Source organism: Mojavia sp. (assembly GCF_059505145.1).
Map to the genome: position 1 here is coordinate 26,475 of NZ_JCACKA010000096.1, position 14,353 is coordinate 40,827.

At 44.2% G+C, this 14,353-nt stretch carries 11 protein-coding genes and 1 pseudogene; 1 reads left to right on the plus strand and 11 read right to left on the minus strand.

What is annotated here, in order from left to right:
* Positions 1-44: 44 nt before the first annotated feature.
* Positions 45-881: an alpha/beta fold hydrolase gene (locus AC5JL8_RS27460; protein ID WP_495882851.1), complete on the minus strand. Its 837-nt coding sequence runs from the start codon at positions 879-881 to the stop codon at positions 45-47.
* A gap of 144 nt (positions 882-1,025) precedes the next feature.
* Complete coding sequence (locus AC5JL8_RS27465) at positions 1,026-1,373, minus strand: hypothetical protein (RefSeq protein ID WP_495882852.1); 348 nt, start codon at positions 1,371-1,373, stop codon at positions 1,026-1,028.
* Between the two features lie 39 nt (positions 1,374-1,412).
* Between AC5JL8_RS27465 and AC5JL8_RS27470 the strand changes: the two genes are divergently transcribed.
* Positions 1,413-1,559 (plus strand): hypothetical protein, encoded by a 147-nt coding sequence (locus tag AC5JL8_RS27470; protein WP_495882853.1) that lies wholly within the window; start codon positions 1,413-1,415, stop codon positions 1,557-1,559.
* A 42-nt stretch (positions 1,560-1,601) separates the two neighbouring features.
* On the opposite strand, the gene AC5JL8_RS27475 is transcribed toward AC5JL8_RS27470, so the two are convergent.
* The 9 genes and pseudogenes from AC5JL8_RS27475 to AC5JL8_RS27515 form a co-directional block, all read right to left on the minus strand.
* Complete coding sequence (locus AC5JL8_RS27475) at positions 1,602-2,039, minus strand: cupin domain-containing protein (protein ID WP_495882854.1); 438 nt, start codon at positions 2,037-2,039, stop codon at positions 1,602-1,604.
* Positions 2,040-2,203: 164 nt separating this feature from the next.
* Positions 2,204-3,844, minus strand: a complete 1,641-nt coding sequence (locus tag AC5JL8_RS27480) for a flavin monoamine oxidase family protein (RefSeq protein ID WP_495882855.1) — start codon at positions 3,842-3,844, stop codon at positions 2,204-2,206.
* Positions 3,845-3,933: 89 nt separating this feature from the next.
* Positions 3,934-4,839, minus strand: a complete 906-nt coding sequence (locus tag AC5JL8_RS27485) for an alpha/beta hydrolase (protein WP_495882856.1) — start codon at positions 4,837-4,839, stop codon at positions 3,934-3,936.
* A 17-nt stretch (positions 4,840-4,856) separates the two neighbouring features.
* Positions 4,857-5,414: a DsbA family protein gene (locus tag AC5JL8_RS27490; protein ID WP_495882857.1), complete on the minus strand. Its 558-nt coding sequence runs from the start codon at positions 5,412-5,414 to the stop codon at positions 4,857-4,859.
* Positions 5,415-5,680: 266 nt separating this feature from the next.
* Complete coding sequence (locus tag AC5JL8_RS27495) at positions 5,681-6,310, minus strand: response regulator (RefSeq protein ID WP_495882858.1); 630 nt, start codon at positions 6,308-6,310, stop codon at positions 5,681-5,683.
* Between the two features lie 45 nt (positions 6,311-6,355).
* The gene (locus AC5JL8_RS27500; RefSeq protein ID WP_495882859.1) at positions 6,356-12,343 is read right to left on the minus strand and encodes an AAA family ATPase; all 5,988 of its coding nucleotides are present in this window, start codon (positions 12,341-12,343) and stop codon (positions 6,356-6,358) included.
* Between the two features lie 593 nt (positions 12,344-12,936).
* Positions 12,937-13,560 carry a hypothetical protein gene (locus tag AC5JL8_RS27505; RefSeq protein WP_495882860.1) on the minus strand — a complete coding sequence of 208 codons (624 nt, stop codon included), beginning with the start codon at positions 13,558-13,560 and terminating at the stop codon, positions 12,937-12,939.
* Between the two features lie 209 nt (positions 13,561-13,769).
* A complete protein-coding gene (locus tag AC5JL8_RS27510) occupies positions 13,770-13,922 on the minus strand; it encodes a hypothetical protein (protein WP_495882861.1) in 153 nt (50 codons plus the stop codon).
* Between the two features lie 15 nt (positions 13,923-13,937).
* A pseudogene (locus AC5JL8_RS27515) lies at positions 13,938-14,353 on the minus strand (BRO family protein); the annotation flags it as partial.

Below are 14,353 nucleotides of genomic sequence, written 5' to 3' on the forward strand. Positions count from 1 at the left end.
TCGCAACAGATACTGTTGATTTCGGGTGGATTTTGGAATTCTGATTAATTTCCTTTAAGAAAGTCCAGCAGTAAAGGATTCACTTGTTCGGCATGAGTCCAATTGATAGCGTGCGGGCCGCCAGGTATCACCACGAGACGGCTATCTTTAATTAGCTGCGGCAGCCTCGCTGCGGTAGACTCAAATGGAAGGATGCGATCGCTATCTCCATGAATGATCAGAGTTGGTACATCGATGCGTGGTAGATCGTCACGAAAATCGGTCAACCAAGACGGTACACAGTCTAGAGTTCCTTTAGCGGAAGCTCCTGCTGCAACATTCCAACTCGCTTGGATGGCATCGTTACTGATGCGATCGCCGAGAAGTATATCCACGTTGTAAAAGTCTTTGAAAAATGCGGACAGATATGCTGGACGGTCAGCAACGATATTCTTCATGATCCCATCGAAGACATTGTGATCGACTCCTTGCGGATTGTCGTCTGTCTTGAGCAGGAACGGTGGCACCGGAGCCATTAGCACGGCTTTACTGACGCGCTCCGAACCGTACTTACCCAAATAGCGTGTCACTTCGCCAGTCCCCATTGAGAAACCGACCAGCACAACATCGCGCAGGTCAAGTTTTGCGATCAGCGTGTTGAGATCCTCCGCGAAGGTGTCGTAGTCATAGCCAAAGGACGGCTGGCTAGAATTTCCGAAGCCTCTGCGATCGTAAGTGATGACCCGATAGGCCTTGTCCAGCAAAACTCCCACCTGCTTTTCCCAGGAATGACCGCTTAGAGGAAACCCGTGGATCAGCACAATCGGCTGACCTGCTCCGAAATCTTCGTAATAAATATCGATGTTTCCAGAGTTTTCTTTACCGACAGTAACGTAAGGCATTAGAGTCTCCTTTTTTGTGAATCGATTTGTTGTCTTATGCGGAAAGTAAAGTTCTAGGCGGACTCAGAATTTTGTCATTATCTTGTGCATATGAAAATTTCTTGGTGTATGTTTTCTTTTCAAATGGGTTGCTCAGTATAGTTTTTATGCAGAAGGACGGCAGGTCATGACCCCTTCCCTCTGAGCGTTGGCATTGGAATCACCCCCCATTGGTCGAACCGTGATTGTGGGTTCATAGGTAGGGTAACAACGCACCAAGACAGTATCTTCGGCTCGGGTCACGTACAGCACATAAACAGGTCTGCCTCCCAATACAGCACGGACAAGGTTGGGGGGTGTGGGGGCAGTTGCAACAAGTCTTGACTGATTCAGAGCTTGTATATCTGGCGTTTTAGATAGAACAGGCTTTGCTTGAAAAGATTGCAAACCGATCAGGACTAATGCTGTAAGAATGACTATTGCAACAGACAATTTAACGGATAGTTTGAACATGATTTAGTAGTTTTAGTTTGGCTTTGCCAAATAGGGAAAATGGATTCGCAATCTTTTGTGCTTTCCAACTTGCTGTCCCTGAGCCGACATACCGTATCCATGCTGTCAGAAGCCTTTGCCTTGTCTACGCGCGATCGCAAACTAAAGCGATCGCTGGAGAACAAAGTATCGGCTGTTACAAATTAAGAAATCGACCAATGCTCAGAGTATTACTATGTTCTTATAGAATTAAGCGGTGGGTAAAGCTCCCGGCGGCCCCAGAATTTCGTCACCAATCTCAGCAGTAATGCGTTCAGCTAGCTCCATGTCCGGTGGTTCTGTCTCATCCAGCGTTCCCACTGCTGCAATCAGCCGGGCAAAGGCACTGGGAGAAGCAACGACCAAGCCGCGAGCTGGCTTATCGCTGAGTGCAGCGACGACGTGAGGTGTGCCAACCGGAATCAAAAAGCTTTCACCAGCATTCAGTACAACCTTATTCTCACCTGCCCAGACCGTCATTTCTCCTTCTAGCACATATAGTTGTTCAGAATAGCGCGTGTGGCGATGGGGAGGAGTCTGTGAGCCAGGGGGGAAGTAGCCTTCGATCAGATCGTACTGACCTCCAGTGGTGGTGTGATCGGCAATGATGTTGAGGCGAGCGCCAAAAAACCAGAGAGATTGTGTCATGAGATTGTTCCTATTGATGAATGATGTGTGTACTAAGCAGTCAAAATCTACTTTGCACCGATGTAGCTTGTGTTTGCCGCCTCCTTAGTTATCCATTAATTGGTTGTAAATGCAGTTGTGCTTCAAGCAGCATATCGGTACTAACAGCTAGGAAATGGGCATTGTCAGTACAGGGGTTGCAAATGCAATTGTTCCTCAAGCACTATATCAGCCGTTTCCAACGCACCTTCTACCCATCCCTGCTGAGTAGACCAAGCTTCACCGCATATATACAAGGGTTCTTCAGGTAGAGGGCGCTGCATTCTTTGCATCACCTGTTTAGAATCAGCTCCAATTTTCCAGAAATGCCAGCCCCCACCAAAGGGATCTTGTGTCCAGTCTTGAAATACGGCTATATAAGGCGGAATGAAAGGAGATGTTAGTGGATCTGGTACAGGTAAGTCAGCAACTCCGTGCAATTCGCGCAGTTGACGTTGCATTTCCTCAACCATTGCCTTTGGCGCAAGTGAATTATTTAAGTCGCCCTCAGCAGGAATCCCAATACCTGGTGGGGAAGAGTGAAATGGAGGCTGATATCGGTTAGGGTCACGCGCAAGACCAGCCCAAAACTCGACACTCGCTCCATCACTGTAACTGGACATTAGCACAGAGTTCCAGTTTCCATTTTTTCCATCGGCGGTGTGCCAGTAGTAACATTGCCGCAGAGGTAGATCGGTGATAGAGCGTCCCGCAGAGATTTGTCTAGCCGTTTGCCACCAGGGACGACGATAGGCTGCGAATATCTTGAAAGTAGGCTGTGCTAGCACAGCTTTGATATCGCTCTCAAATGTACTTGAATCAAAGATAAAGCTGTCGGGATGAAGCATCTCGATTGCTCTGCGAGGCAAAGCCAGAATCACATGATGAGCTTCATACAAGACTTCCTTACCCAAAATACGTCGGCCGGAGAGCTTTGAAGAACTTAGTCCTTTATCGAAGGTTAGACGGATATTGCCATTGGACGGATTGCGATCAAGACGGTGTAAACGGTGTAATTTCAGAATCTTACCGCCTGCTGCCTTAAAGTCTTCGCTCATAACATGGGGCAGATGTTGAAACCCTTTTTGCAAGCGATAATACTTGGCATCTGGTGCAAAATCAGCTAGTAAAAATAAAATCGCCTCAGCAGCATTCCAGTTGCTGACGATACTTTCGTACCCAACTGCATCGCGGATGAGGCGGTATGCCTGATCGCTCAACTCATCCAGCAGCAGGTTCCAAAAGCCTATGTTACGGTAATACTCTGGGTTCTGTTGGACACGTTGGCGATGGCGAAACGCAACCTCATGGAGAAGTTGCCCTGGCGATCGCGTACGCTCGCTGCTTTCCAATCGATAGGGCGGATCGAACCCTGGTCGGTTCCAGTCGGAGGCTGTGGAATGGTATCCACGGAGGTAGAAAAGGTGTTTACCATCGGGATCGGACACCGGAAGCTCTTCTTTACTAAGTCCAAAGTGTTCTACCAATTTCACTACGCGCTTGTGGCTTTCGAGAAAACGCACACCACCAAGCTCTACTGGCAGATTGACACCAGGAAGATGTAATGACAATAAACGCCCTCCGATGCGATCGCTATATTCAAACAAACCCACGCGTAGCTTCTTGTCTGGGTGCTGCTTGGCAAGAAGTGCAAGATCCGATCCAAGTTGCTCAGTTGGAGTTCGCTGGAGTCGCCAGGCACAATAGGCACCTGACACACCCCCACCTACAACAGCAACATCAAAGTCATGGATTTTTGTTACCGTCTCAGACTCACTCTTAATCATAAGTAAGCTTTTAAAAGTTTTTGTATATTTCCTTGTTTTCCTCAAGGTTTCTGTCTTGTGAGATTGCTTCAGAATGCCTGGAAAGACTTTTAAGCTTGTTGCAAATATTTCTCGAACCATTCCAAGGCAGTTGTACTTGCAATCTCGAACCCCTCTCCCTGGAAGCCGTCAAAGTGTCCGCCCTTCAAGATTGTCAGAGACTTCGGCTCCATCGCCCGCGCATAGACAGAGGCGGTCAAGTCGGGAGATGCAAGAAAGTCCTTCTCACCCACAATCAGGCATACTGGCGTTGGAAAGATTGCCTCCAGATGAGGAATCGGTTCGTAATAGAGACAGTGTTCAATCGATTCAAAGGTGAGGCGATTCTCCCATCTTCCTTCGCTGGCGCTCTTGGCCGATTCAATCCAATTGAAAGCGTCGGGTGTTGCTAGGAAACTGGGTTGACCTGGCGGGGCTACTAAAGGGAAGTAGCTCACCTCTCCGGTTTGATACCGTTTTATCCGGTCTTGTGAAAGCACCTTTGTGAGTTCATCGAGTTCAAGTGGGGAGACCAGGCGACGGGAGTTGAGAAACGCATTCACCGTAGGCATCTGTGCGACGATCGCTTTCACGCGCGGATCGAATGCAGCCAGATGCAGCGCATGACCGCCGCTATAGGAGAAGCCCCAAAGACCTATGCGCTCAGGGTCAACTTCGCTTTGTAATTGAGTCCAGGTGATAGCATTGCGGAAATCCTCATGCTGCTCGGTAGGGAGCATTTGTCCACGAGGCTCTCCCTCACTAGCACCAAGGTAGCGATAATCGAACAGCGAAACGACAAACCCGGCTTGAGCGAAGAACTCAGCAAACTGCGGCAATCCCATTTCTTTGGTCAAGCCAATTCCATGAGCCATGACAATGGCTGGATAGCGATTGCCAGATGCGGCTTTATCTGGAGTGTAGAAAGTGACGGAACACTTTAGCCCTTTACTTTCAAAACTGGTTCTTCTTTGCATAATTGCTGACCTTCTCATTAATTACTTGCAGTGGCAATAGCTGCCATCAACTGTTCAAGGTTCCAGCGATTGGTATATCTAATTCCATTAATAAACAGTGCTGGGGCGGCAGTGACTCCACTGTGTAATCCACTTTCGATATCTTGATGAATGCGAGCTATATGTACTTGATTGGAGATATCTTGCAGAAATCGGGGAATATTTAGTCCTAAATTATTGGCATACTCCACAAGATAACTGTTTCCCAACTCTTGTTGATAGTCAAACAAAGTGTTGTGCATCTGCCAAAACTGGCCTTGCACGCCAGCCGCTTGGACTGCTTCAGCCGCACGTTGAGCATGAGAATGGCGCTGTGTTTGTGGAAAATGACGGAATATAAAGCACAAATAATCCTCTCCTAAAAAAACACTAAGCTGTTGCTGAATAACTTTAATTAGCCTATAAACGTTTGCACTCTGAGAACATTGGTAATCCCCATACATTACTAGCACCACAGTTGCATCCAGCACACCTTGTATGTGATCCTGTGTTGAAGGTAGAACGAATAACGAACTGTCGTCACGGTCATAACTCACTGATACCTCCGAGGACAAGTATGCTCATCGCAAGCGACCATCATACATCCCTCTTTGTGAAATCTGTGCAAAGCAAACTCAAGGAAAGTAACTAAATTGCTCTTTGTATTTGCATGAATTCAATATATGCAATTGACTCTTGTTTGTCGTCCACTCAGAGTTGAAACTTTTTTACAATACAACGATTGATGAATCTGTCCATACATAAGTGGAAGATTAACTCCAACTAAAGTTGGAATCTAAATTCAAACTTTAGTACAACTTGCTTACAAACTGACAATTCCTCGTCTAACTGCAACAATCACAGCTTGAGTGCGATCATTCACTCCCAATTTACTTAAAATTCGATTAACGTGAGATTTGACGGTGCTTTCACCGATACTCAAAGTAGTGCTGATTTCTAAATTACTCATTCCTTGTGCCATTAAACGGAGTACATCTAGCTCTCGCTCACTCAGTTCTGGATTGCTCATCCTCTGCACTAGTTTTGCCCCTACTTCTGGTGGAATATACTGCTGACCGCGATGAATTGTGCGAATCGCACTCAGAAGTTCGTTGGGTTTAGCATCCTTAAGTAAATATCCTTTAGCGCCTGCTTGCAATCCGCGATAGATATCTTCATCACTATCATAGGTTGTTAACACAACAATTCGGGCAAGTTTAAATTCAGTACAAATAGCAGTAATGGCTTCAACTCCTCCCATCTGCGGCATTCGTAAATCCATTAGCGTTACATCTGGTTTGTAGTCACGAAAGTGAATTACCGCTTCTTGCCCATCTTCTGCTTGAGCAATCACCGTCATTTCTGGATCGCGGTTAATGATGGTTGCCAATCCTTGTCTGATAATGGAATGATCGTCAACAATCAGAACACGAATAATCATTGATTGGCTCATAATTATTAAGAAATTGTAAGTACAAACTTAAAAATTGAAATGTTACTATCGAGTTACAGTGACAATAATTTCTGTTCCTTGCCCAGGTTGACTCTTAATTGTCAGCTGTCCTCCAATGTATTCTGCACGCTCGCTCATTCCCAGCAATCCAAATCCGCCAACTCTTGGGATGCTACCAACCCCGAAGCCCCTTCCATCGTCTTTAACACACAAGATGCATTGTGTATTTTCATACACTAACTCCACACGAACTTCGCAAGCATCAGCGTATTTTACGGCATTGGTTAATGCTTCCTGTCCAATCCGTAGTAAGTTATTCTCAACCTCGGCAAGCATTGGATAGGCTGTGCCTTTAATTTTGTAGATAATAGCGGTATCGGCAGCAGATCTCATCTGAGCTACTAGGCGAGAAAGGGCGCTATGTAAACTGCCATCTTCTAATAGCTGGGGACGGAGTGCTACCACTGAACGACGGGCCTCGGCAAGCCCGGCTCGTGCCAATTCATCGATCATTTCCAGATGTGCCTGTGTCGCTTCTAAATCATCTGTTAGCACTTGTGTCGCCGCCCCAACATTCAGTAGAATCCCAGTGAAAGCTTGTGCTAAAGTGTCGTGAATTTCTCGCGCCATGCGGTTGCGTTCTTCCAGAATTGAGGCTTCTTCGGCGCGTTTGCGTTCACGCAGTGCAGCGTTTCGCTGTTCGCCAATGTCTGTGATCAGACCATAGAATCCTCTGACTTGAGCATTGGAATCAAAATCTGGAATGAAGGTAGCACTAATATGCTTTTTGCCAAGCGGATAGGGAATTTCTGCTTCATAGTTTGTTAGCTGCCCTCCCAGCGCTCGATTGATGTAGGGTTCCACAATGTGATAAGCTGGCTCACCCAAAAGTTCAGAGACAGATTTACCCAGAATCTCATCTCGCTGACAGTTAAACCACATCTCATAGGTGCGGTTGACAAAGCGATAGCGTTGATTGGTATCCACATAACTGATGCAAACTGGAAGAGCGTCGGTAATTAGTCGCAATTCCTGTTCTCGATAACGTAGTGCGGCTTCGCTTTCCTGTAAAGCTACCGTCCGTTCTGCAACCTGTTGCTCTAAGGTGCGGTTGTAATCGGCTAACAGTTTTTCCGCTTGCTTGCGTTCGGTTATATCTTGACAAGCGGTAATAGCGTAGGCAATCTTTCCCGTTTTATCAAACACAGGTGTACTGGAAATTTGTACAAGAATGGTTTTATCTGATAGACGAACTTCTATATCGTCTACAGTAACCGTCTCCCCTGCCAGAGACCGAAAAATGGGCAGTTGGTCAGTAGGATATAATTGATTAGTTCCAGCTTTATAAACTTGATAGATTTCAGAGATTTGCTCAGGTGGGGCTTCCGTTAGGAGATCAGCTTTATCTGTTAACTGATAGGTTGCCCGATTAGCATAAGTAATGTGTCCCGTAGAAGTATGGACAGTAACTCCAATCGGCATTGCATCAATAAATTGTATAAGACGGCTTTCCCGTTCCTTCACTTCAGCATAAAGTTTGGCATTGGTAATGGCGATCGCAGCTTGTCCTGATAAAAGCTGTAGCATCTTGATGCGATCGCTACTAAAAGCTCCAGTCGATAGATTATTTTCTAAATACACAAGGCCAGTTATTTTGCCTTGATCAAAGAGCGGCGCACATAGAATCGACTGAGGTTGATGCTTTTTAATGTAAGGATCAAGCATAAATTTGCCCTCACGGGTTGCATCATTCAATACTACGCTTTCTCTTGTGCGAATAACATAGTTAATAATGGCTGTGGGAAGGCAACTAGCCATTGAAAGCGACGGCATTATATTGATGGTGCAAGTGTTCTCACCCAGATCGAAATTCATTTTACAAGTAACTTCAATTTTCCATTCTCCAGCTTCTTGTAAAATTAAAATTCCTGTTTGTGCGCCAGTATTCTCGATTAAGATCTTCATTAAGGAATGGAGCAAATGATCCAGTTCAATTTCGCTTGAAATTGCCTGAGATGCTTTCATCACCGTCACTAAATCGAAAGGAATGTCTGAGTGATTAGAGGTGTTTCCAGAAGTCGTGCGAAGTGACGTGGAAGCCCTACCTGATGATTGAGAAAAAAATTGTGGATAGCGAATTTCCAAATCCTTTACTTTTGCAGTGGCTCCCCAGCGTTCATAGCAGTAGTGAGCTTCTTTCATATAGGTTTGGGCAAACTTTTTCCTACCACGAGATAGGTAAAAGTTCGCGGCTAATTCATAGGCTAATGCTTCTTCTTGCAAATACTCATTGTCTGTAGCACTTTGAATTGCTTGTTCATAGAACTCTTCTGCTTCCAATAACTGACCCAAAACTCTTGCTGTTTCGGCTTGCAATAAATAATATTTATGCAAATAGTTCATGGGCGCGTAATCTGCCCATTGCTTCATTTTCTCTAGACTTTCCACAATTTTCTCTAAACTTTCTGCTTGTACCTGAGCGTTGTTTTCCAGATAGGTTGCAAGTCTTGTCAGAGAAGCATAGAAGTAGTACAAAGGAACTAGCGTTGCGGACGTGGCGCAGGCTACATAAGATTCCGCTATTACTAAGGTTTCAAATGCTTGAGCATATTCGTAAAATAGATAACATAGGAAAAGTTTATTTAGATAGACAACAAAGATAATAGTTCCATCATTTACGGCTTTATGCTGGGGCAATCCATTTTCCTCATTGTATGCTTCGCCAATTAAACGGGTTGGATTGACCGAACGTCCCATCAAATTTAAGACAGATTGGCGAAATACTTGAGTTGCAGTGAGTGCCACTCCTTGTTTGAGTTGATAGATTACTTCTTTGTATTTTGCCATCTCACGTTTAGCTTCCACGAGTTCTTTTCCAAGGAGAAAGGATTGGAAGCAGTAATTATAAGCACAATAAGCGGCAAATTCTAAATCTCCAGTTTCCAGCCCGTTTTGATAGCCTTCTAGTAATGGTTTCAATAGAACTCTTGCGTGTTCTTTCCAGTGGATGATGAAGGTATAAACGGTCAACAGTGTTCTAGCTCTAAGTGCATGGGTATTCAGCTTTGACAACAGGCTTAAAGCCAACTGCCCAAATTGATAGCCAAACTCAATGTCACCGACCATTCCACAAAGAATTAATCCGAAGCTGGCATACGCAAAGGGAGATACAGACGCATTGCCATATTGGATGGACAAATTAACTTGTTTAGATACAAGTAGAGGCATCAAAATAGGAGCAGTGCTATAAGCAGCAATTGTGATGCTAGACAGAATTTGCATTGCCGCCAACTTCTCTGGATTAGTCATTTGGGGCAAATGGCTTAAGTTCTCAATCGGTTTTTTATCTAAACGGGATTTAATTGCGTCAAGTTCACGTTGAACATCTGACTGAGTTGGTTTTTCGGGAAAACTAATCCCAAATTGCTGTAAAACTTGCAACGCAGTATTGATTGCTTTCAACTGCTCACCTTGCGCCATGTTAGCCTGAATTTTGACTTTGTAAACTTTTACGCTATCGAGAACCGTTTTGGCTTCTTGTAGAACGACTCTTGCCCACTGTTCTACATCTTCAAATTCACCACATAAATACGCGATTTCTGTTGTTTCTACATATAAATCTAATGTCAGATCATAGTTTGTTTGCCAGCTTAAAGTTGCTAGCCATTTTCTACTTGTAGCTAAATATTTTTTCGCCACAGTATAGGCGATCGCTCCTTTTGCTTTCTGACCTGCCAATAGATTCAGTTTGGCAATTTCATTACGTTCTGCTTGATCTGTAACAAACTCAATTCCCTGATTGAGATGATCGACAATTTCAAATAATCGATCTGGTAGCCGATCGCCCAAAGTTTTTTCTAGTAAATTGCGACCGATTTGCAGATGAACATTTTGTTTTTGCGCCTCATCAATTAAGGCGTAGGCGGCTTGTTGAACGCGATCGTGTAAAAACCTATACTTTTGAATTAACAAATCCTTGTCTAATTCAGATATAGGTTGAATGAACCCATCTTGAATGGCCGTTAGTAAATCTACGAAAATCGTTTTAGGAGTTTTATTACAAATAATTGATAAAGTATTTAAGTTAAATTCAGCCCCGATACAAGCGGCTAAACGAAGAATTTGCTGTGTAAGTTCTGGTAGTTTCTTTAACTTACGAAGCATTAACTCCACAACATTATCGGTGATATCTTGGGATTGAATTTGAGCGATGTTCCATTGCCAGTTTAAGTTTTCATAATCAAATGTCAACAAATTTTCGCTATACAGCATTCTCAAAAATTCACTAGCAAAGAAAGGATTACCACCAGTTTTATGCAGCACTAACTCAGCTAAGGAACGAACGGTGTCTGCATTCTGATGTAGCGTCTGGGCAATCAACTGATTCAATGGCTCAAGGGTTAAGGGTGCTAGAATAATCTCCCTAAGCACTGCTCCTTGTTTTTGCAGCCTTTCCAATGTTAATACTAGTGGATGTGTCGAGTTCACTTCATTATCTCGATAGGCTCCAATTAAAAATAAGAATTGGGTTTCTTCATCAAGCAACATCAACTCAATTAATTTAAGTGTTGCTAAGTCCATCCACTGCAAATCATCTAAAAAGATAACAAGAGGGTGTGATTCTGAACAAAACACCCGCACAAACTTTCCAAAGATTAGATGAAAGCGATTTTGAGATTCAGTTGCTCCAACGGACGGTACAGGTGGCTGCTTGCCAATAATTAACTCAACTTCAGGGATTACATCAATGATGATTTGTCCGTTGGTTCCCAAAGCTGTTAGAAGGTACGCTCGCCATTGCAACAACTGCTCATCTGGTTCACTCAGCAGTTGCTGCACCAGTTTTCGTAACGCATCGACGAGCGCGCTGTAGGGAATATTGCGCTGCAACTGGTCAAACTTCCCAGAGATAAAATAGCCGCGCTTTTGGGTAATTGGTTTATAGATTTCCTGCACTAAGGTTGATTTACCAATTCCTGCGTAGCCCGACACTAGCATCATTTCTACTTTAAATTGAGAATTTCCTATGCTTTCCTCTTCTCGGCAAGCTTTGCCAACATTTGCTGTTCCTGCCACTCTGTCAAACGCCGCCAATAATGCTTCAATTTCTGCTTCGCGCCCATATAGTTTTTCGGGAATTTGAAACTGACCCGAAACGTCTTGAAAACCTAATTGAATGCAATTAATTTGCCCTGTTTCTATCAGTTGGTTAGCACAGCTTTCTAAATCCGCTTTGATACCCCTAGCACTTTGATAACGATCCTCGGCATTTTTCGCCATCAATTTCATAATGATCTCTGAAACTGGTTTATGAATCGTTTCATTCAGTTGGTGAGGCGGTATAGGCTGTTTGGCAATATGACAATGGACTAGCTCAAGTATGTCCGTTGTTGGAAACGGCAACTGTCCAGTCAGCAGTTCGTAAAATGTTACACCCAGCGAGTAAAAATCGGTGCGGTAATCAACTAAGCGGTTCATCCGCCCTGTTTGCTCTGGAGATAGATAAGCAGGTGTTCCTTCTAAACCATGCGGGCTTTTGAAAGTTGGATTAGTACGGCTAAATCGGGTGGCTATGCCAAAGTCAATAATTTTTACAACCCCAGTATCTAGGTTGAGGACGATATTTCCAGGGTTGATGTCCTTATGAATAACATTGGCTGTATGGATGTTGCTCAGAATCTCTGTGATATTGATTGCCAGTGGTAGAAAAGTCGATAAAGGTATAGGGCTGAAGTTTGATCGCTTATACATCCATTGCTCTAAAGATTCTCCACCAAAGTCTTCTAAGAGCATGACAAGAGTGCGTTGATACTCCTGCTGGCTATATGCCTTGACAATTCCTTCTAGATTTAGGAGACGAGTAATTTCATATTCCTGTCTGTAGCGAATTAGTTCTTGGGTAGAAGGATAATCTTGCTTAAGTAATTTTACAACTACCGCTAAATTATCTTGCGCTCTGATCCCTCGATACACCAAAGAGGCTGAACTCTCATAGATTTTGCTTTGGATCGTAACTCCAGGCAGGGCGATCATATAACTCTTTTCCCGTGAGCATCATCAGCCGTATCACCTAATTATTCCACATTATGCAAGTGCGCTCGTCAATGCAGATTTTTAAACACGAGTATTAAAAGTTTTCTAAATATTTTATTGTTCCTTAAATTGCCTTGGCTTACATCATCTGCCGATATCAGCTTCTATTCCACCTTTCATATACCTATGTTTTAGATGAGCTTCAGAGTTATTGCCGTTAATCGTGCCAAAAGTATCTTTAGTAATTGTGATAAAAAGCACTTACAAAATTGTCTGAAATATTTATTATTTTTTAACTTTCAAAATATATTATAAAATTTGATACAGTTGTAATTATTGCTACTCATTCTTCTTCACCAGTAACCTATTCACTGCAACAATTCTCCACTGCGGAAACTTCACTATCAGCTTTTTAATTACAATCCTTTAAGCTGGGTCATTGTCTTAGTATCCCAGCAGAAAATCTACAAGAGTATTTTTGCTTAATCTTTCTGTCATATTGAGTTTCTTCATTCGCTAGAGTCACGCCTTAGACTATGCAGCGATCTAATCACTCGATGATTGATTTCAGCATTTTGAGGAGATGCAGAACCTTACTCCTGTACCGGAAACCGCCTCATCATCTCCACAACCGCAACCGCCTCACCATCAACCGTATACACAACCCCACCCGACATCGCCAGCACGATCCGCTGCCGCCGCGCCCACTCAAACCAAGCACTAACATCTGCGGTAACAGTATTCTTGCCCTTAGCCCCACTCTTGCAGGAATTAATAAACAGTCCAGTCGGGTTATCACACCAGCCTTCGGCGATCGCATCCTTCACCCGTGCTACATTATCCCAATGCTTCTTGACCACGCCCAAACAAGGCTGAGGATTAATCCGCAACCGCCTCAACTCATTACAAACCTCCGCAATTTCCTGCTTAGGCACATTTAAATCAGCTTCAACCGCCCCGGAAAAAGTGTCCTCATGATGGTCTTCCACGCCCGTTGAGTCATTCAGTTCTTGTTCATCAACGAAGCGAAGGGTCTGGGGTAACTCTGATTCTGGGGTTAGACAAACCAATTCGCGTTCATAGTCCGAAATCTCGGTTTCTTCCACTTCACTTTTTTCTTCCTCAGCAGCATGATGTTGTGAAGAGAACTCTTTAGGAGTGAACTCTTTGATATCATCTACTGGAACTGAGCAACTCGATATGTTAAGAGGACTCACATCGATCTGCTGATGCGTGGCAAATGCGATTCCATAAAGCTTCGACATTCTCCAGGTTGACAGTAAACCAGTTCGCCTGATACCAAGTCTTTTGACTATGACGGCAGACATCGATTAGCTCGAAATTCCTCAAGTTAGCGATCGCCCGCCTAATTGTAGAGATTTTGAGAAACGGCAGTGTTTGCCCCCAGTCCTGGAGCGTCTTCCACTCACCAACGCCGCCCGTCAGCTTTAATATGCTTGGAGATTTGACAATAGTAATGAATCTGCTGGAGTATTACCGCTTCTTCTAAACCAATCTCTGCGGCCAGTAATGGTGGAACCAGCAGAGGTGATTCTGGAGTAATTAGTTTACTGCTCATACTTTTACCCAATGTCTAAAACGGCATATCTTTTTGTTCTTCAACGGAAGCTTGCGACCAAAATTCCCTGAGCTTTTGGAGCTTCGCGGCCTGAAATTGCTGTTTCTCTTCTGGCGACACTTCACCAATCAACTGTTCAACCTCAGCCCGTTGCCGTTCCTTCATCTGCTCAACAGTGGTAGCAGGTAGGGCCAATGGTTGGTTCTCTTGGGACGGTCGGAAGTTGCGACGACGGTACAAGAACCGGAAGTGGCGTTTGTCCTGCGAAGGAAGCGATCTCCAAACTTCGGCATCCCAGCCGGGAGGCATGAACTCTGCTGATGGGGGCAGTAGGTTCTGGATTTGGGCTTGGAGTTCGGCAATCGCCTGTTGCATTGCAGGGATAGTCTCAAGTAATGCTAACTGCTGAGTGCTAAATGATTGTGGTGAGT

Bases quoted from the DNA above. Each gene is read 5' to 3' on its own strand.
- AC5JL8_RS27460 (WP_495882851.1), bottom strand. From the start codon at position 881: ATGCCTTACGTTACTGTCGGTAAAGAAAACTCTGGAAACATCGATATT.
- AC5JL8_RS27465 (WP_495882852.1), bottom strand. From the start codon at position 1,373: ATGTTCAAACTATCCGTTAAATTGTCTGTTGCAATAGTCATTCTTACA.
- AC5JL8_RS27470 (WP_495882853.1), top strand. From the start codon at position 1,413: ATGGATTCGCAATCTTTTGTGCTTTCCAACTTGCTGTCCCTGAGCCGA.
- AC5JL8_RS27475 (WP_495882854.1), bottom strand. From the start codon at position 2,039: ATGACACAATCTCTCTGGTTTTTTGGCGCTCGCCTCAACATCATTGCC.
- AC5JL8_RS27480 (WP_495882855.1), bottom strand. From the start codon at position 3,844: ATGATTAAGAGTGAGTCTGAGACGGTAACAAAAATCCATGACTTTGAT.
- AC5JL8_RS27485 (WP_495882856.1), bottom strand. From the start codon at position 4,839: ATGCAAAGAAGAACCAGTTTTGAAAGTAAAGGGCTAAAGTGTTCCGTC.
- AC5JL8_RS27495 (WP_495882858.1), bottom strand. From the start codon at position 6,310: ATGAGCCAATCAATGATTATTCGTGTTCTGATTGTTGACGATCATTCC.
- AC5JL8_RS27500 (WP_495882859.1), bottom strand. From the start codon at position 12,343: ATGATCGCCCTGCCTGGAGTTACGATCCAAAGCAAAATCTATGAGAGT.
- AC5JL8_RS27510 (WP_495882861.1), bottom strand. From the start codon at position 13,922: ATGAGCAGTAAACTAATTACTCCAGAATCACCTCTGCTGGTTCCACCA.